The 25,597-nt window shown below is 67.0% G+C and carries 18 protein-coding genes; 8 read left to right on the top strand and 10 right to left on the bottom strand.

Features of this window, described 5'->3' with window-relative positions; all coding sequences use genetic code 11:
- Positions 1–18 precede the first annotated feature (18 nt).
- Together FPZ11_RS16925 and FPZ11_RS16920 are read right to left on the bottom strand one after the other, a co-directional pair.
- Complete coding sequence (locus FPZ11_RS16925; protein WP_146322222.1) at positions 19–792, bottom strand: GntR family transcriptional regulator; 774 nt, start codon at positions 790–792, stop codon at positions 19–21.
- Positions 789–1,826, bottom strand: coding sequence for a Gfo/Idh/MocA family protein (locus tag FPZ11_RS16920; RefSeq protein WP_146322221.1), 1,038 nt, complete (start codon positions 1,824–1,826; stop codon positions 789–791). Before FPZ11_RS16920 ends, FPZ11_RS16925 begins: the two co-directional genes overlap by 4 nt.
- 296 nt (positions 1,827–2,122) lie before the next feature.
- Here FPZ11_RS16920 and FPZ11_RS16915 point away from each other — a divergent pair, with 296 nt between their 5' ends.
- The 5 genes from FPZ11_RS16915 to FPZ11_RS16895 all read left to right on the top strand — a co-directional run bounded on the left by FPZ11_RS16915 (position 2,123) and on the right by FPZ11_RS16895 (position 7,614).
- Positions 2,123–3,802: an ABC transporter substrate-binding protein gene (locus FPZ11_RS16915; RefSeq protein ID WP_146322220.1), complete on the top strand. Its 1,680-nt coding sequence runs from the start codon at positions 2,123–2,125 to the stop codon at positions 3,800–3,802.
- A 63-nt stretch (positions 3,803–3,865) separates the two neighbouring features.
- The gene (locus tag FPZ11_RS16910) at positions 3,866–4,849 is read left to right on the top strand and encodes an ABC transporter permease (protein ID WP_146322219.1); all 984 of its coding nucleotides are present in this window, start codon (positions 3,866–3,868) and stop codon (positions 4,847–4,849) included.
- Positions 4,850–4,858: 9 nt separating this feature from the next.
- Positions 4,859–5,815 (top strand): ABC transporter permease, encoded by a 957-nt coding sequence (locus tag FPZ11_RS16905; RefSeq protein ID WP_146322218.1) that lies wholly within the window; start codon positions 4,859–4,861, stop codon positions 5,813–5,815.
- Positions 5,812–6,660 (top strand): ABC transporter ATP-binding protein, encoded by an 849-nt coding sequence (locus tag FPZ11_RS16900; RefSeq protein WP_146322217.1) that lies wholly within the window; start codon positions 5,812–5,814, stop codon positions 6,658–6,660. Before FPZ11_RS16905 ends, FPZ11_RS16900 begins: the two co-directional genes overlap by 4 nt.
- A 6-nt stretch (positions 6,661–6,666) precedes the next feature.
- Positions 6,667–7,614, top strand: a complete 948-nt coding sequence (locus tag FPZ11_RS16895; RefSeq protein WP_146322216.1) for an ABC transporter ATP-binding protein — start codon at positions 6,667–6,669, stop codon at positions 7,612–7,614.
- Between the two features lie 15 nt (positions 7,615–7,629).
- On the opposite strand, the gene FPZ11_RS16890 is transcribed toward FPZ11_RS16895, so the two are convergent.
- Positions 7,630–8,391, bottom strand: a complete 762-nt coding sequence (locus tag FPZ11_RS16890; protein ID WP_246846341.1) for a GntR family transcriptional regulator — start codon at positions 8,389–8,391, stop codon at positions 7,630–7,632.
- Positions 8,392–8,701: 310 nt separating this feature from the next.
- On the opposite strand from FPZ11_RS16890, the gene FPZ11_RS16885 reads away from it, so the two are divergent.
- A complete protein-coding gene (locus FPZ11_RS16885; RefSeq protein ID WP_246846339.1) occupies positions 8,702–10,117 on the top strand; it encodes an APC family permease in 1,416 nt (471 codons plus the stop codon).
- Between the two features lie 30 nt (positions 10,118–10,147).
- Here the strand turns inward: FPZ11_RS16885 and FPZ11_RS16880 are convergent, their stop codons facing one another.
- The 4 genes from FPZ11_RS16880 to FPZ11_RS16865 form a co-directional block, all read right to left on the bottom strand.
- Positions 10,148–11,857, bottom strand: coding sequence for a glycoside hydrolase family 9 protein (locus tag FPZ11_RS16880; protein WP_246846338.1), 1,710 nt, complete (start codon positions 11,855–11,857; stop codon positions 10,148–10,150).
- Between the two features lie 94 nt (positions 11,858–11,951).
- Positions 11,952–12,461 carry a mycothiol transferase gene (locus FPZ11_RS16875; protein WP_146322215.1) on the bottom strand — a complete coding sequence of 170 codons (510 nt, stop codon included), beginning with the start codon at positions 12,459–12,461 and terminating at the stop codon, positions 11,952–11,954.
- Between the two features lie 148 nt (positions 12,462–12,609).
- Positions 12,610–13,542: a cyclase family protein gene (locus FPZ11_RS16870; RefSeq protein WP_146322214.1), complete on the bottom strand. Its 933-nt coding sequence runs from the start codon at positions 13,540–13,542 to the stop codon at positions 12,610–12,612.
- Between the two features lie 108 nt (positions 13,543–13,650).
- Positions 13,651–15,378 carry a beta-N-acetylhexosaminidase gene (locus tag FPZ11_RS16865; protein WP_146322213.1) on the bottom strand — a complete coding sequence of 576 codons (1,728 nt, stop codon included), beginning with the start codon at positions 15,376–15,378 and terminating at the stop codon, positions 13,651–13,653.
- 147 nt (positions 15,379–15,525) lie between these two features.
- Here FPZ11_RS16865 and FPZ11_RS16860 point away from each other — a divergent pair, with 147 nt between their 5' ends.
- Positions 15,526–16,848 carry a sugar ABC transporter substrate-binding protein gene (locus tag FPZ11_RS16860; protein ID WP_146322212.1) on the top strand — a complete coding sequence of 441 codons (1,323 nt, stop codon included), beginning with the start codon at positions 15,526–15,528 and terminating at the stop codon, positions 16,846–16,848.
- A 179-nt stretch (positions 16,849–17,027) separates the two neighbouring features.
- Here FPZ11_RS16860 and FPZ11_RS16855 read toward each other — a convergent pair whose 3' ends face one another.
- Positions 17,028–18,479 (bottom strand): DHA2 family efflux MFS transporter permease subunit, encoded by a 1,452-nt coding sequence (locus FPZ11_RS16855; protein WP_146322211.1) that lies wholly within the window; start codon positions 18,477–18,479, stop codon positions 17,028–17,030.
- Between the two features lie 57 nt (positions 18,480–18,536).
- Here FPZ11_RS16855 and FPZ11_RS16850 point away from each other — a divergent pair, with 57 nt between their 5' ends.
- Entirely contained in the window at positions 18,537–19,088 is a 552-nt protein-coding gene (locus tag FPZ11_RS16850; RefSeq protein ID WP_146322210.1) for a MarR family winged helix-turn-helix transcriptional regulator, read from the top strand.
- A gap of 106 nt (positions 19,089–19,194) precedes the next feature.
- Here the strand turns inward: FPZ11_RS16850 and FPZ11_RS16845 are convergent, their stop codons facing one another.
- Together FPZ11_RS16845 and FPZ11_RS16840 are read right to left on the bottom strand one after the other, a co-directional pair.
- Positions 19,195–23,961, bottom strand: coding sequence for an NPCBM/NEW2 domain-containing protein (locus FPZ11_RS16845; RefSeq protein ID WP_146322209.1), 4,767 nt, complete (start codon positions 23,959–23,961; stop codon positions 19,195–19,197).
- 456 nt (positions 23,962–24,417) lie between these two features.
- Entirely contained in the window at positions 24,418–25,581 is a 1,164-nt protein-coding gene (locus FPZ11_RS16840) for a cystathionine gamma-synthase (protein WP_146322208.1), read from the bottom strand.
- Between the last annotated feature and the right edge of the window lie 16 nt (positions 25,582–25,597).

The following is a 25,597-nucleotide window of genomic DNA, read 5'->3' as shown; positions in this document are numbered from 1 at the left end:
GACGTGGCGGATCCGGGCTCACTCGGCGCCGAACGCGCCGTGACTGCCCGCGCGGGCGAAGAACGTGCGCAGGCGGTAACGATCACCCGCATAGCGCACGGTCGAGACCAGAACGGGACGCTCCGCGCGAGTGCGCACCAACTGGTGCATCACCAGCGTGGGATCACCGACGGCGATGCCGAGGTGGCCGGCGACGTCATCCGTGGCAGGTCTCGCTTCGATGGTCGTCTCGGCGTGCGCGAGATCGAGGCCGGCGCCCACCAGGGTCTCGTAGAGCGACTCCGTGCGGAAGTCGACCTCTCCTGCGCCGGGAATGAGCGCAAGCGGGATCATCGACGAATCGACGGCGATGGGCACATCGTTCAGCATGCGCACTCGCTCCAGCCGGAAGACGAGCGTGCCCGGCGCGATCGCGAGGGCCTCCGCGTCATCGAGACTGGCGGACTGAGGCGCAGCCGACAACACCACGGATGTCGGCACGAGGCCCATCCGGGCGGCCGTCTCACTGAACGACTCCAGGCTGTTCGGCCACTCGTTGCGCTCTTCCCCAGCGACGTACCAGCCGCGCCCATGAGAGGAACGCACCACTCCTTCGTCGACGAGCTTGGTCAACGCCTTGCGCAACGTCACCCGGCTGATGCCCAGGCGCCCGCAGAGCTCGCGCTCGGGCGGAAGACGCATCCCTGGTCGGAGGACGCCCGAGGTCACCTGCTCTCGCAGGGTGTCCACCGCCTGCATCCAGAGCGGATCCGGATAGTCGATGCTGAACCCACCGACCAGTTCCTCGGTCATCGTGCCCACTCGATCTTCTCCCACGCACCGGAACGCATGGAGGCGTAGCACGCGTCGATGATCGTGTTCACGGTCCACCCGTCGTCGAACGTCTCCATCGGTTCGACACCCGCCGCATAGCAGTCGACGAAATGCCTCATCTCCTGGCTGAAGCCGTAGGCCCTCGCCTCCTCCGGCACGGGATACACCCAGCCGGTCTCCGCGTCGGCCTTCTCCACCAGATATCCGGCGGGGTTCTCGATGAAGCCCCACACCGGGGTGTTCGACGTGTCGGTCACGATGCGGCCGGCACTGCCGACGAACTCGTGCCGAAGAGCCATGCCGCCCTTCTCGATCCAGGAGGACTCGATCGTGGCGAGTTGCCCTCCCGCGAACTTGAGCAGGGCGATCGCCGTGTCCTCTCCTGTGGTCTTGTCACCGTGCATCATGGTGGCACCCCACGCCATCACCTCGGTCACCGCGTTGTCCTTGCCGAAGAAGTGACGCGCCGACTCGACGGTGTGGCATCCCATGTCGAGCAGGGCTCCGCCTCCCGCGGTCTCCGCGTCCCAGAAATGCGCGGCATGCGGTCCCGAATGGGCCTCGCGGGCACGCATCGTCAGCACCTGGCCGATCGCGCCCGCCGCCACCATCTCGTGCGCCTTCGCGATGTTCGGCGAGAACACCGAGCTCTCGGCGTATCCGTGCCAGACCCCGTGCTCGCGCACGATCCGCAGAATCTCCGCCGCTTCTGCTCCCGTGCGTGCCAGCGGCTTCGTGCAGACGATCGCCTTTCCCGCCTGTGCCGCGACCCGCACTGCGTCGACGTGCACCTCGTTGGGCAACGCGACCACGACCATGTCGATGTCGCCCCTGCTGCAGAGCGCGGCCATGTCGTCGTACTGATCGGGGATGCCCCACCGCCGCCCGAACGATTCGGCCCGCGTGAGATCGCGGGAGTAGTTGGCCACCACCTCTGCATTGCGCACGTCGCGCAGGGCATCGGCGTAGGTGTCGCTGATGAAGCCAGAGCCGAGCAGGCCGAGACGGATCACAGAGTCCTCCTGGTGTGTGAGACCGAGCGGGTAGCGGGCCGAGCGGCCAGCACAAGACTCCTCATGATAGGAGACTTGTTATGTAGTGGTCTACCTTTTGACTCGTTAATAAATCCGTAACGAATACCTCTTGCTACCTCAACCTGACCACACCTATGCTTGCCAGCTATGCGGTCCGCGACGTCGCGACCGCCGTACCGAGCCATCCGCCCGGTGCAGGAGTCCGGCCCCACGGACCACCTATCGAGAGCACCATGACCGATCAGTCATCGGCGACGAGGAGAGACACAGTGCAAATGCGAAAGAAGGGCGGGCGCATCGCGTCCGTCATCGCCGGCGTGGCAATCGCCGCGCTCGCGCTGACCGGATGCTCGGCATCCGGCGGTTCAGGTGCGTCGGGCGGGTCCGGTCGCTACGTGAACATCTACACCGGCAACCCCGGCGCGATCCCCCAGAACTTCAACCCGTTCTCGTCCAGTGTCTACTGGAGCCCGGCGGGGGCTGTTCTCGGCTCGGTCTATGAGCCGCTCTTCTACTACAACACCGCCAAGAACGAGGCACCGCAGCCCTGGCTCGCCAAGAGCTTCACCGTCTCCCCCGACGGCAAGACCTACGACGTCACGCTGCGCAGCGGAGTGAAATGGCAGGACGGCAAGGCGTTCAGTGCCGACGACGTCGCGTTCACGTACAACCTCATCAAGTCGAATCCGGCGCTGAACACCTACGGGCTCAAGCTGGCCGGCGCGAAGGCCACCGACGCGACCCACGTCACCATCACTCTGTCCCAGCCCGACTACACCAATGAGTTCCCTCTGCTGGGCGAAACCTTCATCGTCCCGGAGCACATCTGGAAGTCGATCAAAGATCCGTCGAAGTTCCTCAACACGAAGCCGATCGGCACAGGCGCCTTCAGCTTCGGCACGTACTCGAGTCAGTCGTTCACGGTCGTCAAGAACCCCGACTATTACGTGAAGGGCGAGCCGGCCGTTCCCGGCCTGCGGTTCGTCTCGGAGAACGGCAACACCGGAGGGCTCAACGCGCTGAACGCCGGCAAGCTCGACTGGGCCGGCATCGCGCTGGAAGACGTGCAGCACTCGTTCCTCGACAAGGACACCAAGTACAACAAGGACACGGTGATTCCCGCCGACGTGAAGGTGCTCATCATGAACCTCACGAAGGCACCCTTCAATGACGTGCAGTTCCGCAAGGCGCTCAGCCTCTCGATCGACCGCGACTCGATCATCAAGCAGGCCTTCGGTGGCACTGACACGCCCGCGAATCCGACCAGCCTCCTGCAGCCTCGCGATTCGGCATTCGTCGCGCCCGACTACAAGGGCAAGACGATGACCGAAGACGTCAGTCAGGCCAAGAAGATCCTTGCCGACGCCGGTTACAAGACCGACGCGTCGGGCGATCTGCTCGGCAAGAACGGCAAGCCGATCACCTTCAACATCGCAACCGTGACGGGCTACACCGACACCATCACGGCCAACCAGCTGCTCGTCGAAGACTTCAAGAAGCTCGGCATCCAGGCCACCTCGCAGCAGATGTCGCTCGGCGCGTACTCGACGGCGCAGGCGACGGGCGACTTCGACATGCTCGACGACCGCATCGCCACCGGTCCGACGCCGTTCCAGCAGTTCAACACGGCGCTCAACTCCGACCTCAGCGCACCGATCGGAAAGACCGCGTCGGCGGACTACGCAAGATTCTCGGATCCGGCCGTGCAGAAGCTGCTCAACACCGCGGCCTCCACGAACGACCAGGCGACCGTCGCCAAGGCGTATCAACAGCTGGGCACGTACTTCGCACAGAACCAGCCGTACATCCTGCTCTCGCAGAACGGTGCGGTCACGACGTATCGCGACCAGTACTTCACGGGATGGCCGACCACTGACGACCTGTGGGCCAACCCCTCCAACTGGATCGCCCAGAACGTCGGCTGGGTGGCGAAGAAGCTCAAGCCCCGTTCCTGACGGTCGAAGGCGGGTCCGCCCCTGCGGCAGACCCGCCTTCGACTCCAACCCGAGGATCCAACAATGCGCTACTACCTGAGAAAGGTCGTCTTCTATCTGCTCGCAGGATGGATCGCGATCACTCTCAACTTCTTTCTCCCCCGCATGGTGAAGGGGAATCCGGTACAGGTGATCATCGCCAAGACGCAGCGCCTCGCACCGCTGCCGCCCGAGGCGAGACACGCACTCGAGCTCCAGTTCGGCCAGACCCACGAGCCGCTGATCGTGCAGTACGTCAGCTATCTCCAGCACATCTTCACCGGAAACTTCGGCCTCTCGGTGACCTACTATCCGTCGCCTGTGGTGGATGTCATCGGCCAGGCGCTGCCGTGGACGCTCGGTCTCGTGGGCATCGCGACGGTCATCAGCTACATCGTCGGCCTGTTGTTCGGCTCCTACATCGGATGGCGACGCGGCAGTTGGCTCGACTCACTCGTGCCGGTCTCCACGTTCCTGTCGGCCATTCCCTACTTCTGGCTCGCGCTCATCCTGGTCTACATCTTCGGTGTGAACCTGCAGTGGTTCCCCGTCACCGGCGGATACGACAACACGGTCATGCCCGGGTTCACCTGGGATTTCATCGGGTCCGTGATCTACTACGGACTCCTTCCCGCGTTCACGATCGTGCTCGCCTCTGTCACCTCCCAGGTGCTGGCTGCCCGCAACATGATGGTCTCGACCATGGCGGAGGACTACGTCGTCACCGCACGGGCGAAGGGGCTGCGTCCCGGCCGCGTGTTCGGCTCGTACGCCATGCGCAACGCGCTGCTGCCCAGCATCACGGGATTCGCGATCTCGCTCGGCTTCATCGTGAACGGATCGGTCGTGACCGAGAGCGTCTTCTCCTACCCGGGCGTCGGCTACACGCTCATCCAGGCCGTGGAGAACGACGACTACCCCCTGATGCAGGCCCTGTTCCTCATCATCACGCTGGCAGTGCTCGGGGCGAACTTCGTGGCCGACATCATCTACGGCGTCATCGACCCGCGCACCCGGATCGCGAGCTAGGAGCACGTCATGACCTTCTCCGAACAAGAACTCGCGGCCCCCGCGGCAGAGCATGCGGTCACGGCTGTCGACGATGCTCCTCGAAAGCGATGGGCGGCCTTCCGCAACGCCTCGTGGAAGCTGTGGACGGGACTCGCCATCTGCGCCTTCTTCGTCGTCATCGCGTTCATCGCGCCGCTGATCGCACCGAACCCGAACCAGACGAGCTCCATCGGCCTTCAGCCGCCGTCGTTCGCCCATCCGTTCGGCACGACGAACATCGGCCAGGACGTGTTGTCGCAGGTGCTCGCCGGCACGACGGGCTCGGTGGCCATCGGCTTCATCGCCGGAGCGATCACCGTCATCCTCTCCATGATCTTCGGCGTCGGCGGGGGTTTCCTCGGCGGCAAATGGGACGAGGCCGCATCGCTCATCAGCAACGTCTTCCTCGTGCTGCCGGGGCTTCCGCTGCTGATCATCGTGACCGACTACGTTCAGTCGCGCAGCATCGTGGTCATCTCGATCGTGATCGCCATCGTCAGCTGGGCCGGCGCGGCCAGAGTGCTCCGCGCGCAGACGCTGTCGGTCCGGTCCCGCGACTACGTGGATGCCGCAAGGGTCGCCAGCGAATCGACCTGGCGCATCATGCTGCGCGAGATCCTGCCCAACCTGATGCCGATCATCGCGTCGCAGTTCGTCTTCGGCGCGCTCGGCGCCATCCTCGCAGAGGCCGGCCTCTCGTTCCTGGGTCTCGGTGCTCCCGGTGGCAAGTCATGGGGCAGCATCCTCTTCTTCGCCCAGAACGCGCAAGCCATCACGCTGGGTGCATGGTGGTGGTTCGTGCCGCCAGGACTCTGCATCGCCGTGCTCGGAGCGGCGCTCGGCCTGATCAACTTCAGCATCGACGAGCGGATCAACCCGCGCCTTCGCACGCTTGCGCTCGTCAAACGCGCCTCCCGCGACGCACACCGAAAGGCGACACGATGACCGAGCCGCTGCTGAGCATCCGTGACCTCACCGTCGAGTACCAGACCGCCGATCCTGTTCGTGCCGTCAAGTCCGTCTCGCTTCGCATCGACCAGGGCGAGATCTTCGGCCTCGCCGGCGAGAGCGGCTGTGGCAAGTCGACGCTCGCCTATGCCGTCACCCGCCTCTTGCAGCCTCCCGCAGAGATCGTGGGCGGATCGATCGAGTGGCGCAACCAGGATGGCTCGACACAGGAGATCCTCGATCTCGACGGGCCGAACCTGCGCGCGTTCCGATGGAGCGAGATCTCCATGGTGTTCCAGGGCGCCATGAACGCCCTCAATCCCGTGCACACCGTGCGGTCGCAGATCGCAGACATCTTCATCGACCACAAGGCCGGCCTGAGCCGCCGTGAGCGCACCGCGCGGGCTGCCGAGCTGCTGAAGACCGTGGGGATCGATGAGCGCCGCCTCAACAGCTATCCGCACGAGCTGTCCGGAGGCATGCGCCAGCGCGTCATGATCGCCATGGCGCTTGCGCTTCGCCCTCGCCTCATCGTCATGGACGAGCCGACTACGGCGCTCGACGTCGTGGTGCAGCGCAACATCATCGAGCAGATCAACATGCTCCGCACCCAGTTCGGCTTCGCCGTCCTGTTCATCACGCACGACCTCGGTCTGCTGCTCGAGATCAGCGATCGGGTGGGAGTGATGCTCTCCGGCGAACTCGTCGAGCAGGCTCCGCCGAAGGTCCTTCTCGAGAACCCGAGCCATGACTACACGCGTCACCTGCTGCGTTCTTTCCCTTCGTTGCGCGGAGACGCACCCGTGACCGGCACTCGCTACGTCGCCCAGAAAGGCGCATGACACACCATGACGACGCTCGAAGCACTTCATCTCTGCAAGGAGTATCGCGTTCGAGGCACGGGCCTCGGCTCATCGCTGCTGCGCGCGGTCGACGACGTCTCTCTCATCGTCAAGCCGGGTGAGACGGTGGCGCTGGTCGGTGAGAGCGGCAGCGGCAAGTCGACCATGGCGAAGATGCTCATCCGCTTGATCGACCCGACGTCGGGCAGCATCCTTCTCGACGGGAGCCCGCTGCAGAAAGGGCGCGTCGCCGTGAAGCAGTATCGGTCTCGCGTGCAGATGGTCTTCCAAGACCCGTTCTCGTCGCTCAATCCGTCGCTGCCGATCCGCCATCAGCTGTCCCGACCTCTGCGCATCCACGGCATCGTGCGCACGAAATCCGAGGAGGAGCGGGAGCTCATGAGGCTCATGGATGCCGTCAACCTCGCGCCCGCGAAGACGATCCTCGACAAATATCCGCACGAGCTCTCCGGCGGACAGCGGCAGCGCGTGGCCATCGCTCGTGCCCTCGCACCCCAGCCCGAGGTGCTGATCGCCGACGAACCGGTCTCGATGCTCGACGTCTCCATCCGCCTGGAGATCCTGCAGCTCCTCGACGATCTGAAGGTGCAGCGCAATCTGGCCGTGCTGTACATCACGCACGACCTGGCCACGGCACGGCACTTCTCGTCGCAGATCGTCGTGATGCGCACGGGCCGCGTCGTCGAGCGCGGGCTCAGCGACGACGTCATCATGAACCCGATCCATCCGTACACCCAGCTGCTCGTCCGTGCGGCACCCGATCCGAAGTCGGCTCCGTTCGTCGTCGACGCTGAGCGCTACCGCAGTCATCCCGAGGTCACGATCGGCGACGTCGACCCCGACATCACGACATGGCCGGTCGACAGTCACTGGGCGCGCGCATGGGATGGCGAGGAGGCCGTGACGAAGCTCCTCGGTTCGGTCGCGGCCTGAGCAGCTCGGCGCCCCTCAGCTCCGCGACCGGGAGAAGTACGTGCGCAGACGGTATCTGTCGCCCGCATACGTGATGCTCGAGACGAAGAGCGGCCGATCATCGGCGTCGAGCACGAGCTGCCGCATCATCAGCACCGGTGCCGCCACTTCGACGCCGAGCGCCTTGGCGATGGCGGCATCGGCTCCGCGCGCCTCGATGATCGCGTCTGCCCTTGCCGGCTGCACACCCGCTGCGGCCAGGCGCTCGTAGAGCGACGCCTCCGAGAAGTCGGTGTCTACGAGATCGGGAGCAAGACTCAGCGGCAACCTCGTCGCATCGATCGCGATCGGCACATCGTTGAGACGACGAATGCGCTCGAGGTGGAAGAGCGGTGTGCCAGGGGCGATGGAGAGCTCCTCCGCCTCGTCGAGTGTCGCAGGAGCACTCTGGGCACGAAGCACGGTCGAGGATGCCGTGAGCGCCATTCGCGCCGCAGTCTCGCTGAACGATTCAAGACTGTTCGGCCATTCCTTGCCCACCGATGCAGAGGACACGTACCATCCACGGCCGTGCGAGGAGCTCAGGACTCTGTCATCGACGAGCTTCCCCAGCGCCTTGCGCAGCGTGACCCTCGAGATGTTCAGCTGAGTGCACAGCTCGCGTTCCGGCGGCAGCCGCATGCCCGGCTTCAGCACGCCGGAGTCGATCTCCCCGCGAATCAGATTGACGGCCTGTATCCAGAGCGGCTCCGGATAGTCCGGCCGAATCGCGGGCACCGTCTCTCCGGTCCCCGTCACGAGCAGAACCTCTTGTCGACGGTTGGCATGCGTAATTCCTACCACCCGAACGGGCGCTCCCCCGTGCACTCGACGCCGTGGCCGCCATGCGCTCACCGATCCGATCGGTCTGTCCTGCAGGAGCGGGACCCAACGGGGCGCATTCAGATCGCGTCGCAGAGTCGATTCCGACACATCTTCACTCAGGGTATTAACCACTACACACCAAAGGTGTACATTCTGCGGTAAGCGGTTTCCCGCGTGATCGCTGAGTCAGCATTCTCGGCACACCGCGGCGAGGAACCCGTCACCACGATCAGAGGAGATTGTCGTGTCCATACCATCGGCGCCGGCCGCACCGGCACAGCTCAAGCGCTCGCTCGGCACCCCGTCCCTGCTGTTGTTCGGCCTCGCCTACATGCTGCCGCTCGCCGTCTTCACGACGTACGGTCTCGTCACGCAGGTGACCGGGGGCCATCTGGCCGGGGCATACTTCGTCACCACCGTCGCGATGCTCTTCACCGCGTACAGCTACGCGAACATGGTGAGGGCATATCCCGCCGCCGGCTCCGCGTACACCTATACGCAGAAGGCGTTCGGCTCGCATCTGGGCTTTCTGACGGGATGGGCCCTGCTGCTCGACTACCTCGTGCTGCCATTGCTGAACTACCTGATCATCGGTCTGTACCTGAATCAGGCGTTCCCCGCTGTGCCCGCGTGGGTGTTCATCGTCATCTCGGTCGTGCTGGTGACACTGCTGAACGTGATCGGCATCACCCTCGTCTCCAGCGCCAACCTGGCGCTGGTCGGCGTGCAGCTCGTCTTCATCGTGGTCTTCGTCATCGTCGGCATCGCCTACGCCAGCGGTCAGTCCACGGCACCGAACCTGCTCGAGCCGTTCGCCGGCGCCAACTCGACGGTCGGCAACATCATGGCCGGATCGGCCTACCTGGCGCTCGCCTTCCTGGGTTTCGACGCCATCTCGACGCTGTCGGAGGAGGCGAAGAACGCGAAGCGATCCATCCCGCGCGCCATCGTGCTCTGCACGCTCATCGGCGGACTGATCTTCATCATCGTGTCCTACGTCGCCGGCATCGTCTTCCCGGACTACGCGCACTTCAAGAACGCCGACACGGCATCCCTCGAGGTCATGACGCGCATCGGCGGCGCCGCGCTCTATGCGTTCTTCACCGCCGCCTACATCGCGGGAAGCTTCGCCTCGGTGATCACCTCGCAGGCCAGCGTCTCGCGAATCCTGTACGCGATGGGCAGGGACGGCCAGCTGCCCCGCCGCGTGTTCGCCGCCGTGCACCCTCGGTTCAAGACGCCGTGGCTGGGCATCGTGATCGTGGGCGTCGTGGGGTTGCTCGGCGCGGTGTTCCTGAGTCTCGACTTCGTGGCATCCATCATCAACTTCGGCGCGCTCGTCGCGTTCAGCTTCGTCAACCTGTCGGTGATCAAGCACTTCATCATCGACCGCAAGGAGCGCGGAACGGCGGCGGTCTTCAAGTACATCGTCGCTCCCGCCGTGGGCTTCGCGATGACGGTCTGGCTGTGGACGAGCCTCTCGATGACGGCGCTCGTCACCGGAATCATCTGGGTGGTCATCGGACTGATCATCCTGTTGGTGGTCACCCGCGGCTTCAGCCGCAAGCCGCCGGTGATGGACTTCAGCGAGGAAGACCCCGCGCCGCTTCTCGAAGGCGCGACACCGACGGAGGCTCTGGCCGCCGAGACGGCCGACTGAGATCCGCTGTGTGCACGGCTCGACGAAGGCTCATCGAGTCGTGCACACGGCCAGCAGGAACCAGGCGCTGTGCGGAATCCACTGCTCCGCCCAGCGCCATTCGTCACCGTCCGCCGCCTCGTCCGGCAGGAACGCGATGCCGTCTTCATCGAAGGGGTGCGACGTGATGCCGTTCACGATCGCGCCTGGGCTGTTCTGGTAACGCCCGAGGTACTCGACGTTGTTGCGCCCTCTGCCCTGGAGCATGCAGGAGTCGAACGGGTTCAACCCGCCGACCCAGGCGAGGCAGTCGGCGCCGAGCCGGCGGAGGCGATCCGACAGCGCGGGCGGGCACCCGGCGGCATCCGCGACAAGGGCAGCGGCGGTCGCCACCGACCCCAGGTTGGCGTTCTCGCCCTGCCACCAATATCCCGTCTCGTTGTCGTGCGGAAAGAAGAACGCCTCACGCGGCCGGTCGGCGTGCTCGTCGTGCACCAGCTGCCGTGGATAGCCGAAGGGATTCGGCACCGAGTCCGTACGCGCGACGAGAGCCGACATGACGTCGATGGCCAGGGCCGTCGCCTCCGCGGCCGCCGTCTGACCCTGGAACAGTTCGGCGAACCGCATGAGGGCGACGACCGGAAGCCCGGACTCTGCCGCGTGGAAGAAGGGCCGGCCGAGCCGGTCGCCGATGAGGTAGCCCACGCCGGACGAATCGGCGGTGAATCGCCGCCGGAGAGACGCGATGCGGTGAGCAGCGGCATCCAGATGGCCTCTGTCGCCGCTCGCCGCCGCGAGCTCCGTCGCGGCGAGCAACGCGCAGTAGTCGTCGACGGCAGATTCCACCCCGTCGAAGAGATACTCGGCGTTGTGCTCCTCGAGGTGCTCGAAGCCCTCCTGCGCGGCACGCAGATAGTCAGCAGAGGAGTGCTCGCCGTGCGTGTCGAGGGTGGATGCCCTGGCCAGAGCGGCGATCGCCAGGCCGCCGCCGTGCCGATACGCCGCCTGCCAACGCTGCGTTCGCACGCTGTTCTGCAGCGGAGCGGTGATCACGCGTTCGTTCAGGTCTTTGGTCAGGGCGTCGAAGATCGCCGTGTAGAAGTACCCGTCGGGTGAGCGGAATCGCATCAGGAAGTCGGCGCCGAACAGCCCCTCGTCGCGCAGCCGCGCCCCCTGATAAGTGTCGAAGTGCGGATGCCGCGCCGCCAGGGCGTCCCGCGCAGCGAGCATCGCCCACGCGCAGAGCGGTATCTGCTGCGGACTCATCATGCGGGTGTAGGTCAGATGGCTGAGGAATTTGCTGAAGTCGCCGGAAGCATCGAGCCAGCCGCCGCGCGCATCGACCTCGGCGCCGCTGTCATCCGCGTAGAAGCGGGCGCGGGCGTCTTTGCGGTCGATCTCGCCCGAGGAACGGGCAGCGCGGAAAGCCGCCGCGATGTCCGACACGGTGACGGCGACGAGGCGATCGGCCCCGATCACAACCCGCGCGGTCACGGGGCGATCGTCGACCTCCACCTCGACGACGTGCTCGCCCACAACCCGCACCGACGTGAAGTCGATTCGTCGATACTGCGTCGCACCCCATCCCGAGACGGACTCGGCGCTCGCGACGTCGAGGTCGATCGTTTTCCCCGCGGCCACGATCGACGCCCGCCCGACGACCGCATTCGGCGGTGCGGCCAGAAGTACCGCCTTGGCGCCCTGCGCGTCGTAGCCCAGGTGGTCGGAAAGCAGAATCGGAGAGGATCCCGCCGGCTTCACGTGACAAGTCCATTGCAATACCACATAGAACCAAAGCTAGCAGTCATCGTCTGCCGTCCTGTGCGGGGGTCGACGGCGGACGAGGGACACGCGCCTAGCGAGCTCGCTGCGCGAGCCCCTTCACGTACTCCGCCTGGCCGAGGTGCTTCACGTCGTCGTCGATGATGCTGATCAGCCTCGCCCCGAGCGTGACAGGCGGGTTCCAGCGCGTGTCGACGACGCGATCGAGATCGGCGTCGCTGGTGGCCGCGATCTGCTCGAGCGTGACCTTCTGCGTGGCCACGTAATATCCGCTGAGCAGCTCGGCCGAGACATCCACCGCTCCGACGTCGTCGCTCGAGTGCCCGTATCCCGTTGCCCGGTGCGGGAACGGCAGCCCGAATCGGTCTGCCCACCCCTCGGCGGTCCACACCTGTTCGCGCGAATAGACGTCGGCGATCTGGGAGTCCTGGCCGCGGGTGAGGTGCCAGACCAGCCACGCGATGGTGTTGGCGTCGCCGTCAGGGCGAAACGTCAGCACGTGGTGGTCGGCCTCGGCGAGCAGGCGATGAACGCCCTGCCCGATCCGCTCGACGGCATCCGACAGCAGGTCTCTGGTGTCCATTTCTTCTCCCTGGCTCCTTCGCCGGCACTCTTCGTCCCACGTTACGCGTCAACCCGCGCTCAACTGTCCGCTCGTGTCGCTTGTGCCCCGATCACCCGACGTCAAGGGACAGCAGAGACGCTGCGGTGCGCGCTGCGTGCGCACCCGTTCACACGAGTGCGAACGCCCGCACCGTGATGGTGCCGAATCCCTCGATCGCGGGCGGTGCCGCGGTGAAGCGAGCGCCGCGCGCGGGAAGCTCCCCCAGGTTGGTGAGGTGCTCCACCACATGGATGCCCGCGGCCAGCAGCCCGGAATGCGCCGGCCGCTCGCCGCCCGACTCCGTGTCGTCGATGTTGAGCGAGTCGATGCCGACGAGCACAGCGCCCTGGTCGACGAGGTGGCCGACGGCATCCGGGGTGAGGAAGGGTGCGCCGTTCGCGTAGCGCTCCGTGCCGAAATGGCGGTCCCAGCCGGTGTGCACGAGCACCGCGGCCCCGCGAACGTCGCGGTCGTAGAACACGGAGGCCGGCACGCCGCGCTCCGCCGCATCCGCGACGTGCACCACCTCGGCGCGAAGGTCGACCAGCGTCGAGAGGTCGAGCGACGCCAGGTCGCCGCCGTCGGCGTAGCGATGCAGAGGAGAGTCGAGGTACGTGCCGGTGTTGCCGATCATCGTGATGAGGTCCATCCCGAACTCGGTGCCCGGCGCGTAGTGGTCGCGCGACTGCTCGCGCGTGAGGTGCGGCGTGATGACCGGCGCGGGAAGGCCGGGGTAGGTGATGAGACCGGCCCGGATGCGGTGGCTCAGGTCGACGACGCGACGTGCGGGGCCGGAGGCCGAGCCCACTGCCGAGTCGTCGTCGCTCGCAACGGGGGCGGGAATGCCGCGGCTCCCGCGGTGCTGCTCCTCCACGATGTGCAGCCCCCGCACCTCGACGCGGCCGACGAGCGCGAGGCCGAGATGCTGCACGAAAAGGCGGCCGACGGCATCCGCGTCGAGAGCGGCGCTCGGCAGGTCGAGTCGGAAGCCTTCGGCCGTCAGCGAGCCGCCGTTGACGAAGTCGACCGTGGCATCGAAGTGGGCGCGGTATTCGGGCATGAGAACTCCACTGGCAGGGTCGGGGCCGCAGGATGCCCAGAGCCTATCCACCGGGCCGCGTCACCGTCGCGACGCACCCGCCTTCGTGCTCCGTGCCCGACGTTTCGATCATGAGGGCGCCGTCCCCGCCGATTCGGCAAGCTGCGCCGCCACCTGGGCGGCCCGCTCCTCACGGGTGAAGGTGCGCCCCGGCACCGAAGGGATCTGCTGCCACGGGCGTGGCCCGGCCGCCGGTCGATACTCGATGCCGAGCGCGTCGAGGCGGCCGAGGTGGGCGCTCAGCCGTGCCGAGAAGTCGTCGACGTCGCGACCCGGCCCGCTCCACAGCACCTCGGCGAGTGCGCTCAGTCGCGGGAACAGCATGTAGTCGAGCCGCCGCACGCCCTCCACGTGCTCTGTCCAGAGGTTGGCCTGCCCGCCGAGGATGCGCGCCCAGTGCTCGGGCTCGAGTTCGTCGGGCACCGGGTCGAAGCCGTACACGCGCTCGACGTCGGTGACGATCGACACCGGGATCGGCTCGTCCGCCGACTCCGACTGCCGGTAGTCGAGGTACACGACGTCCTCTGGACAGGCGACGGCGTCGTGTCCCGCGCGCGCCGCGGTCACGAGGCCCGAGGTGCCGCGCCAGCTGGCGACGGTCGCCCCCGGGGCGAGTCCGCCCTCGAGGATCTCGTCCCAGCCGAATGAACGACGCCCACGCGAGGCGAGGTGCGCGTCGATCCGGTGGATGAACCAGCTCTGCGCCTCGTGGGCAGAGCCGACGCCGAGCTCCGCCATGCGCTCGCGCGAACGAGGGTCGTTCTCCCACTGCGTCTTCGGACACTCGTCGCCGCCGATGCCGATGTATGCCGACGGAAAGATGTCGATCACCGCGTCGAGCACGTCGCAGAAGAAGGAGACGGTCGACTCCTCGAGGTTGAGCACCTTGGGGTTCACTCCCCACGAGGTCCACGGCGCCTCGACTCCGCCGGCGACGCCGAGCTCCGGATAGGCGGCGAGCGCCGCCTGCACGTGCCCGGGCATCTCGATCTCGGGAACGACGGTGATGCCGCGTCCGGCCGCGTACGCGACGATCTCGCGGGCATCGTCTGCGGTGTAGAAACCGCCATGCGGGCGGCCGTCGGGCGCGGAGCCACGCGGTGCGCCGAGCTGCGACTCCGGGCGCCAGCCGCCGACGCCGGTGAGGCGGGGAAAGCGGTCGATCTGCAGTCGCCACCCCTGGTCGTCGGTCAGATGCAGGTGCAGCACGTTGAGCTTGTGCACGGCGAGCTGGTCGATCAGCCGCAGCACCTCGGCGACCGTGAAGAAGTGTCTGGCCACATCGAGCATGAGTCCCCGCCAGGCGAACGCGGGTCCGTCCGCGATCCGCACCGCCGGCAGGCTCCAAACGACGCCGTCGAGCCGACCACGCCGATAGACGCCGTCGGGCAGCAGCTGACGAAGTGTCTCGACGGCACGCAGCGCTCCGAGCTCGGCCGACGCCGAGACGAGGATGCCCTCCCCCGCGACCTCGAGCCGGTATCCCTCGTCCACGAGCCCTTCCTCGACCGCGAAGACGATGCGGCCGCCTGAGACAGTGGCGGCCCGCGCGTCGTCTCCCGCTCGCGCGCCGGGATGCACGTGATCCGCACATGCGCCGGCATCCTCGTGCGCCGCCCGCGGCACGACGGGCACCTCGAGACCGGTCGCCGGCCGCAGCACGTCTCGCAGGCGAAGAGCGGCAGCGCGCAGTTCCGGGTCGTGCACGATGACCGTGTCGGCGTCGACGACGAAGCGGCCCTCCCTCGGCAGCAACGACCGGGGAACGGGAACGAGCGCGGGCAGATCGATGGGCATGACGACGATCCTAAGGACCGTGTTGCATTCGTTGCAACACGTGTTGCGCACAGTGAAACGCCTGGTTAGTGTCGTCCCAGCTTCACGAACAACGACGTTCGCCCGCCGAGGGCGACGCACCAACCACAGCACTCGCAAGGGAGAACCATGTTGCGCAAGCTTCGCCCGGCCGTCATCGCGGCCGTCGCGCTCACCGCGGCCCTCGCTCTGACCTCCTGCTCGTCAGGAGGCACGGCATCCGGCGGCGACAAGGGCACCGACCTCGCCAAGGTCGACGGAAAAGGCAAGACGCTCAGCGTCTGGGTCATGAACGGAGACCTCAGCCAGAAGACCGTCGACGCCATCAACGTGAAGTTCGAGAAGGCCACCGGTGCCAAGGTCAAGGTGCAGATCCAGCAGTGGGACGGCATCACGACCAAGCTGAACACGGCGCTCGCCGGATCGAGCGCACCCGACGTCGTCGACGTGGGCAACACGCAGGTCGCCTCGTATGCGGCCTCGGGCGGACTCGCCGACCTCACAAGCTACAAGAGCCAGCTCGAACAGGGCCAGACCTGGCTCGGCGGCCTCGTCGACCCGGCCACGATCGACGGCAAGCTCTACGGCGTCCCGTCCTTCGCCGGCGACCGGGCCGTCGTCTACAACAAGAAGATGTGGGCCGAAGCCGGCATCACCACGACGCCGACCACCTACGACGAGTTCACGGCCGACCTCGACAAGATCAAGGCCAAGAACACCGCTACGAACTTCTCGCCCATCTACGTGCCGGGCCAGCAGTGGTACGTGGGCGTGCAGTTCGTGTGGGATGCCGGTGGCGAGATCGCCGCGAAGCACGGCTCGTCGTGGAAGGCGGGCTTCTCCAGCGCCGCGGCCCAGAAGGGTCTCAAGCAGTTCAAGGAGTTCCAGAACTCGTACTCGACCGCCGCGTCGCGCACGCTGAACACCGATGTTCCCGACCAGGACGCGGTCTTCGCCAACGGCCAGACGTCGGCGCTCATGACCACCTCGGCGCACATCACCAAGATCATCGGGCAGAACGCCGCGCTGAAGGATGAGATCGGCACGTTCCCGCTGCCCGGCATCTCGGGCAAGAACCAGCCGGTCATGCTGGGCGGCAGCGTCTGGTCGGTCGCGCAGAAGTCGAAGCAGAAGGACCTCGCGGCGGCGTGGACGCGCATCGCGGCGTCGCCCGAGATCCAGAACGATTACGTGTTCGGCACCGACAACTGGATTCCGAACAGCGAGCAGGGCATCAAGAAGGCCCAGAACTCCGGCCTCAACGATCAGGCGAAGGGTTTCTTCACCGCCGCGCTGCGTTCCAAGGCCACGCCGGCCGCCGCCAACTGGGCGACCATCGAGGGCGACAAGACGATGGAGCAGTTCTTCCAGTCGATCGTCACCGGCACCGACGTCTCCGATGCCGCCGCGAAGACGGATGCACACATCGAGACGACGCTGAACAGCAAGTAGACCCGCGCTGCACGCAGCGACGCCTGAGCCCCGTGGCCGGAGCATCAGCTCCCGGCCGCGGGGTTCTGTCGTGATGGCAGTCCTCCAGTCACCGCACTCTGCCGCTGCCGGGCTCCGTCGCCACTGGCCCCGTCGTCACCGGGGCTCTGGCCTCACGAACTCAGGGTCCGGGCCGTCACCTACGGCCGCACCGCTTCCACGAGTCCCTCGACGTCACGCACCGACGACGACCGCTTCAGCAGCACGCTCGCCACCGCGGCGAGCACGAAGGCCACGACGCATCCCCACGCCGCGGCGTGCAGCGCCGCCGTGAGCGAAGCGGGATCGGGATGCGCGCCCGCCACGGCGTAGAACACCGCGCCGATCACCGCGACGCCGAGGGCGCCGCCGATCTGCTGAATGGTGCTCAGCGCGCCTGATGCAGCTCCGGCATCCGCCACGGGAACGGCGTGCAGCGTCACATCGAAGAGCGGCACGATGAGCAGTCCCATACCGAGGCCGGCGAGCACGAGGCCGCCGACGAAGTCCCAGCCGTTCGGCGAGCCGCCCGCCGTCGACGGCACGGCGGCGACGAGAACCAGCCAGGTGACACCCGCCGCCGTCATCAGCGCGCCGATCGTGATGAGAGCCCGGCCGTGCTGCGCCACGAACCGCACGGCAGCGAGGCTCCCGGTGAGCGTTCCGAGGCTGAAGCCGAGCCAGCTGAGGCCGGACTGCATGGCGCTGTATCCGAGAGCGCTCTGCAGGTAGATCGTGAAGAAGAGGAAGAACCCGACGAGGCCGGCCTGGAAGGCGAGGTTCACCACACTGCCCGCGACGTAGCTCCGATCGCGAAAGAGGTGCGGCGGGATGAGCGGAACGGTGCCGCGGTCATCCACTCGCCGCTCCTGACGCAGCTCCCAGAGCGCGAATCCGACCAGCAGCACGGGCGAGGCCGCCAGCACGAGCCACGACCACAGCGGCCAGCCCTCCTGCCTGCCGTCGATGAGCGGCAGCACCAGGCACAGCACGGCCGCGGTGATCAGTACGGCTCCCACGATGTCGAGCCTTGCAGGATGCTCCGACCTGCTGTTCGGCACCACCAGCACCGCCGCCACGACGAGCAGCACACCGACGGGCACGTTGATCGCGAAGACGCTGCGCCAGCCGATGCCGAACGCGTCGCTCGAGACGAGCCAGCCCGAGAGCACGGGACCGACGACGCTCGCGGTGCCCGTGATGAACCCCACGAGTCCGAAGACCGCGGGCCGCTCTTCCGGCGCATAGAGCACCTGCACGTTTGCCAGCACCTGCGGAACCATCGCGCCGGCGAAGACGCCCTGCACCGCACGGGCCGCGATGAGCAGAGCGGCGTCGGGCGCGACCGCGGCGAGAAGCGAAGCGAGCGTGAAGCCGACGACCCCGATCAGAAACACGGTTCTGCGGCCGAGCAGGTCGCCTGCACGTCCTCCCAGCACGAGTGCGCCGACGAGGCCGAGCGTGTAGGCGCCGACGATCCACTGCAGTTGCGCCGCCGTGGCCGGCAGATCGCGAGCCATCGAGGGAAGGGCCACGTTGACGACAGTCGTGTCCATCAAGTCCATGAAACCGGCCACGATCAAGACGACCATCGCCGCAGTTCTGCGCTGCATCCCGCCCTCCAATTCTTTCCACAATGGAATTACTTCAGAGACGGTATCATTTCCGATATGGAAATATCCAGGCCGGCAGAGGATGCCCGCCTCACGGCCCCCGACGCCGGTTCGGTGCACAGGGCCGCCGGTTCCGCTGCGTCGACGCCCGACGCGCACCGAGCGTCCGAAGCATCCGCCGCGATCCGCGCGAGCTTTCTGTCACTCGTCCCGCGCATGCTCGTCCTGCACGACCAGGTGGCGAAGGACGTCGGCCTCACCCCCTCCGAGCTGCAGGCCCTTCACGTGGTCTCACTGGCGTCGGGCACCATCTCGCCAGGCGAGCTCAGCCGCCGCACCGGGCTCCCGCCCAGCAGCGTGACGCGGGCGGTCGACGGCCTCGAACGCCGAGGGTTCGTGCACCGCAGCACCGACCCGAGCGACCAGCGCCGCGTCATGATCACGGTCGACGAGAAGGCGGCCGCCCCCGTCGGCGAGCGCTTCGACGCCTACGCCCGGGCGATGCGACAGGTCGATGTGGAATTCGACGCCGCCGAGCTGGCGGTGGTCGCCAGGCACTGGGCGGCGTTGAGCCGCGCGGTCGACGAGGAGCTCGAGCGCCAAGGTTGACCTCGAGGCGGGGCTGCCGCGGCCGACTCGCCGGCCCCGGCACGAGAAAACGCCTTGCGCATCGAGCACCACGGCTCGATGCGCAAGGCGTTTCTGGCCCTTCGGGTCAGTTCATGCGTCGGCGCCGAGCCACGAGGAGCACCAGCGCGCCGGCGGCGAGCAGTGCGATGGTCCACGCCACCAGGGGCACGGCATCCGATCCGGTGCTCGGCAGTGACGAGCCGGATGCCACGGTGCCCGACGGTCCCGCTGCCGCGCCCACCGGCTGATCGGCGGCCACGATGGTCACCGCCGACGTCGCCAGGGTGTTGTCCCCCGCAGACACCGAGATGGTGTGGGTGCCGAGCTCGATGTCACTCGGAATCGTCACTCGCAGAGTGGCGACGCCCGAGGCATCCGTCGTCACCGACCCGAGCACCACGGGAGTGGAGTGCAGCTCGACGGTGACCTTGGTCGTGGCAGGCAGGTTCGACATCGCGATGTCGAACGAGCTGCCGGCCTTGACGGTGCGTGGCAGGACGAGCTTCGGCTGCGTCGTGCCGTCACCACCCTTCGGCGCCACCACGACGGGGTCGGACGCCGTCGTCACGTTGCCGGCGACATCGGTGGCCCGATAGAGCACCGCAACACCGTCGTCGCCACCCGCGATCGGCTTCGTGTATGCCTTCCACGTGGTGCCGCTGTCGGTCGAGTACTCGAGAGCGTGGATGCCGCTGGTCGCATCCTCGGCTTTCAGCGTCACTGAGCGGTCGTGCACCGATGCCGTCACCGTCGGCGGCACCGTGTCGACCTTGAGCTGGAGGCTCTTGGCGTCTTCGGTGTTGCCCGCCGCGTCGGTCGATCGGTAGGCGAACGAGGTGGTGCCGTCGGCGATCGCCACCGGCTTCGAGTAGGCGTTCCACTCGCCATCGCCCAGCTTGTACTGCGTGGTCTGCACCGCGGTGTCGTCGGTGGCCGTGAGAGACACCGACGGCGTCGTCGTGTACCAGCCGGAGGCCTGCGGCTGGCCGCTCAGCTTCGCGGTCGTGACGGGCGCCGTCGTGTCGGGCGGAGCGCAGTCGAACTTCGCATCACCCCACACGCCGTGGGCTCCGTTGATGTTGCCCGCCGTCGTCGGGTCGACGTCGAGGTCGATGTACTGCACGCCTGTGACGTCGACGTTCAGGTGCTCCGGCGCGAACCCGGGCGTGAACGTGCGGCTCTGGTAGAGCTGCTGCCCGTCACCGTCGACCGTGAAGATGATGTTGCCGGTGAACGGGTTCTGCAGGCCGACGTCCGCCGTGAAGCGGGTGCAGCGACCACCGAGGTAGTACGTGATCGATGACGCGGCGTGCACACCGAGGCCCTTGGTGTACGTGGGGGTCGCTCCGGTGTCGGGATCGGTGTAGTTGATCGCCAGCGGCTCGTCGGGCGACGTGGCGGTGTCCTTGTTCGCCACGTCCTTGCCGATCACACCGTACCCGTCGGTGGCCGAGACCCAGTCGAGATCGGAGGCGTAGGTCGGCGCCGTCGGTGCGTCGGGCAGCGGGAACGAGACGACCTTCCAGTCGAAGACCTTCACGTTCGTCGCCACCGGCATCGTCACCGATTTCAGCGTCTTGCCCGGGATGAGCCGCACCGTGTTCGAGTACACCTGGTACTTGTACGTCGTGTACTCGGGCGAGTTCGCGTTGGTCGCATTGTTGCGCCCCATCGATGTCACAGCGACCTTCGAAGTTCCCAGCGAGCCCTGCAGCAGCCAGTTCGGGAAGAACAGCGACTGCTTCTGCACCGAGCCGTCGGTGTAGGTGATCGTGAGCTCGGGCGTCACGCCAGAGGCGCTCGCGGCGGAGGCCAGAACCGCGAGGTGCGTTCCGCTGCCGCTCAGTGCGATGGTCTGACCGTTCATCGAAACCGAGTCGGGCACGTCGGGGCCCGCCTTCGGCCAGGTGTAGTCGACCTGCGTCGGCGTGCCGGCATCCACGGTGACCGTGCTGCCAGGGGTGACCCCGCCGGCCGGCGTGGGCGCCGTGGCGAGCTGCTCGGCCGAGAACGTGGCCCCGCCGCCGTCGAAGTCTCCCTTCGCTCTGCCATCGACGGTGGTCACCGACACCGAGTTGTACGCTCCGGCGAGACTGCCGTAGGCGACGTCGAGCTGGTTCGCACCCTTGACGGTGTGCTTGCCGCCCGTCTGGTCGGTGTAGGTCGCGTTCATGGCGACCGTCTGGGTTCCCGAGCTCGTGCTTCCCGGCACGAGCGAGAACGTCGCCGTGACCGTCTCGCCTGCGCCGACGCTGGCGACGTGGTCGCCGGTGGCCGACTTCACGGTCCAGCCGTCGGGCAGAGCAGGCACGATCGTGACGTCGGTCTTGGCGTGGTCGCCCGTGTTGGTGAAGGCGGCCGTCGCGGTCGTCGCAACACCCTGGAACGCCTGGTCGTCGAGCGTGACCGCGACCTCGGCCGCGGTGGCGTCGGACGTCTTGCCGCCGACTGCGCTGGATGCCTTCAGCGTCACGGTCGCGGAATCACCGGACGCCACGCTGCCCGCCTTCACGTGCACCACACCGGCGCTGTCGTTGGCGTCGTAGTACCAGCCTGTCGCCGCCGCGTCGAACGCCGCCTTGTCCGCCAGCGCGGGAAGCGTCGTGGAGCCGACGGTCACCTTCTCGGGCGCGGAGCCGGAGTGCACGTCGAGCTGGTACGGACGCGATGCGGCCATGCCGTCGTAGTGCCCGCTGCGCGCGCCGATCGTGACGGTCACGTCACCGGCATCCTTCTTCGGTGCCGTCACCGTGAACTTCTGCGTCGCCGAGTCGCCGTTCTCGTAGTCGCGCGTGACCTTGTCGTCCTCGTAGAGCGAGGTCGTCGAGGTGCCCGACGGGTAGATGTCGAGCGTGATCGCCGAGTTCTCGGGCACCAGGCTCGCGTTGCGCGCCACGATGCCCTGCGGCACGACGGCGCCGGCCTTCACGAACAGCGGCAGGGTCTGCAGCGGCGCGTCGTAGCCGTTGAGAATCTGGCCGCCCTGGTAGATCTTGCCGGTCCAGTAGTCGATCCAGTTGCTGCCCGCCGGGAGATCGATGCCGTTGCGCACGTCGGAGTCGGTGTACACCGGAGCCACCAGCAGATCGCTGCCGAGCATGTACTGCTCATTCGCCGCCGAGCCGTAGGAGTTCGGGTCGTTCGGAAACTCGATCGCCATCGACCTGGCGACCGGCGTGCCATCGTCATGGGCGTTCGCCGCCAACGTGTAGATGTACGGCATCATCTGCTGACGCAGCTGCAGGTACTGGCGGTTGATCGCCGTGGCCGCGTCGCCGTAGAGCCACGGCCGCTTGTCGGTCGGCGCCCAGCCGCTCATCGAGTAGAGCGCAGGCGAGAGCGCCTTCCACTGCAGGTCGCGCACATAGCTGGTGGCGGAGCCGCCGAAGATGCCGTCGACGTCGGCCGTGGTGAAGGCGAGACCAGAGTTGCCGGAGCCGGCGATCGCGGGGACCTCCCAGCGGATGGCATCCAGGCTGCCGGTGTGGTCACCTGTCCACTGCATGCCGCAGCGCTGCGCGCCTGCCCACCCCTCGACCATGAGTGCGACGCCGCGCTGGTCGGAGTACTGCTCGATGCCGTCGTGCGCCACCGTGCAGCCGGTGAGCGCCATGCGGTAGCCCTCGCCGATCCAGGCGACGTCGAGCTTGCGCAGCGCGATGCCGTCCTGCCCGACCTCGGTCTGCTGGTTGGTGAGGTCGCTCTGCGTCCACAGACCGGTCTTGAGGTCGGCAGCGCTCTTGATGCCCTGCACGGTTCCGCCGAGCCCCTGGCCGGGGTTGCTCGGATCGTAGGGCGACGGATCCTGGGTGTAGCCGCAGCCATAGCCGTCGTTGACGAGCATCCAGCCCGCCGGCATGTCGTTGTCCTTGAAGGCCTTCGCCGTCTGCACGGCGTCGTAGGTGTGCTGCTTCGGTGTGTCGGCGCTGGTATAGCCCGACGACGAGTAGCCGGGGTTCGACCGGTTGTAGCAGTCGGAATCGCCGTACTCGAGCGCGTAGACCGGCGGCATCAGCGGCCGGCCGGTGAGCTTGGTGTACCCGTCGAGCGCCTTCTTGTAGTCGCCGACGAAGTAGTAGGCGTCGAATCGCTTCTCGGCGTGCGTCGTCGTGACGTCGGAGGTGAAGGTATAGCTGCCCGCTGCGAACGTGTCGCGCAGAACGCCGTAGCCCGCGCTCGACATGTAGTAGGGAACGGCGTTCGGATGCCCGCCGTCCGCCCAGTTGTAGTCCTTCGAGATGTTGATGGTCTTGCCGGTGTGGATCGAATCGCCGTTCTGCATGCCGCCGCCGAGGAACTGTTCCCCGCTCTGCGCCGCCAGGTGCTGCGTCGTCGACGACGAGCCGAAGGTGATGGCCTTCGACTCCGCCCACACCTCGGAGCCGTCAGCACGGTCGAGCTCCATGCGCGCCGTGGCCTTGTCGATCTTCAGCGTCACCGCTGACGTCGAGATCGTGATGGTGGAGCCGTCGACGACCTTCACCGTCGGCGCCGTGAAGTCGCCGGCTCCGACGACGATGTTCGCCGAGCGCGCCGGGTCGTTCTGCGACGTGTTGGCCGGGTCGGTGAACTTTCCGGAGGGGTCCGCCTCGATCCGCAGGTCGTTCGCGTCGAGGAACGTGACTCGAACGGCCCCGTTCTGGGCGGTGAGCGTGACCGCCGCGTTCTTCTGCGCCACGTCGGTGATCGCGCCCACCGACGTGCCGGACGGGTCGCTCGGCACGTCGGGCTGCGTCCCCGTCGCTGCCTGCGCCGGGGACGGAGCCGCCGTGGCGCTCAGCGAAGCGAACGCGAGTGTCGCCGCGACCACGATCGCGGGCACCGTCCGTCGACGGGAAAGGACCAAGGGCATGGGGGCGGGATGAGACGCCGCGATTCGTTTGATCGTCACGAAGTTCTCTCTTCATCGAGCGAGGGTTTCGACGGAAGTCGACCCTTGAGCATTTGTGATCGTTTGTGATCGTTCTTCACGCAGCGCGCGCACAAACTGCCACTAAGCATCCTGAAATCACTCGCAGGTTGTCAACTGATGAAAGGGGAATCGGTGGAGACCGGTCGCTGCCGACTAGCGGCTCTCGACATCCAAGAGTAGAAGAAATGCCGTTCAGGGGCGATTTCTGCGATTCGGCCGAATCGTCGGTCATCAAGCTGCCGCAGCGTTCAGACCAGCAGAGAGGCCGCAGTGAGTCTGAGCAAAATGATCATTTCAGTGATCAAACGCGCAGGGCGCCGTCAAGGCCACTCGCACCGACCAGGTCGTCGGCCATGGCGAGCACAGCGCGAGTCGCCTCGAATTGTCAGGCGCACCCTAGTGCGCCGGCGCCAGCGCCTGTTCGAGGTCGGCGAGCAGGTCGCGGACGTCTTCGAGGCCGACAGAGAGGCGCACGATGTTGCCGGGCACCTCGAGTTCCGTTCCCCGCACCGACGCGTGCGTCATCTCGCTCGGGTATCCGATGAGCGACTCCACACCGCCGAGCGACTCGGCCAGCTGGAACACGTGCGTGGACTCGGCGAGGTGCCTGGCGGCATCCGTGCCACCGCTCAGCGCGATCGAGAGCATGCCGCCGAAGCGCGACATCTGGCGCGCCGCCAGCTCGTGGCCCGGATGCGACGGCAGGCCCGGGTAGTAGACGCGCTCGACCGCGGCGTGCCCATCGAGGTATTCCGCGATGGCCTGCGCGTTCTCGGAGTGCCGCTGCAGGCGCACGTCGAGCGTCTTGATGCCGCGCACGGTCAGCCACGCCTCCATGGGCGCAGCGATCGCACCGGCGGCGAACTGCTGGAAGCCCACCTTTTTTGCGAGCTCGCCGTTCTGCAGCACCACGGCGCCGCCGATCACGTCGGAGTGGCCGCCGAGGTACTTCGTCGTCGAGTACACCACGATGTCGGCGCCCAGCGAAAGCGGCTGCTGCAGGGCCGGCGACGCGAACGTGTTGTCGACGAGCACGAGTGCGCCGGCGGCGTGACCGAGTTCGGCGAGCGCCGCGATGTCGCTGATCTTCATCAGCGGGTTGCTGGGCGTCTCGATCCAGAGCAGCTTCGTGTCGGGCGTGCCGAGCGCCTCGCGCACCGCGTCGAGGTCGGTGAGGTCGACGGCGGTGTGCCGGATGCCCCACTCGCCGTGGATCCGATTGATCAGCCTGTGCGTGCCGCCGTACACGTCATTGCCGAGCACCACGTGATCACCTGGACGCAGGGCCGAGCGGAGCAGGGCATCCTCTGCCGCGAGCCCCGACGCGAACGCGAAGGCCCGGTCGCCGCCTTCCAGCGCGGCGAGCACGGTCTCGAGCGAGGTTCTGGTGGGGTTGCCGCTCCGGCCGTACTCGTAGCCGCCGCGCAGCCCGCCGATGCCGTCCTGCACGAACGTGGACGACTGGTAGATGGGCGGAACGACCGCGCCGGTCGTCGGGTCGAACTCCTGCCCGGCGTGGATGGCCCTGGTGGCGAATCCCGCGGCGTTGTCGTTGGTCATGGTGCTCACTTTCGAG

This window comes from Humibacter ginsenosidimutans, assembly GCF_007859675.1.
GTDB lineage: Bacteria > Actinomycetota > Actinomycetes > Actinomycetales > Microbacteriaceae > Humibacter > Humibacter ginsenosidimutans.
The sequence above is the reverse complement of the archived record's forward strand: the minus strand, read 5'-3'. Positions and strand labels throughout refer to the sequence as shown.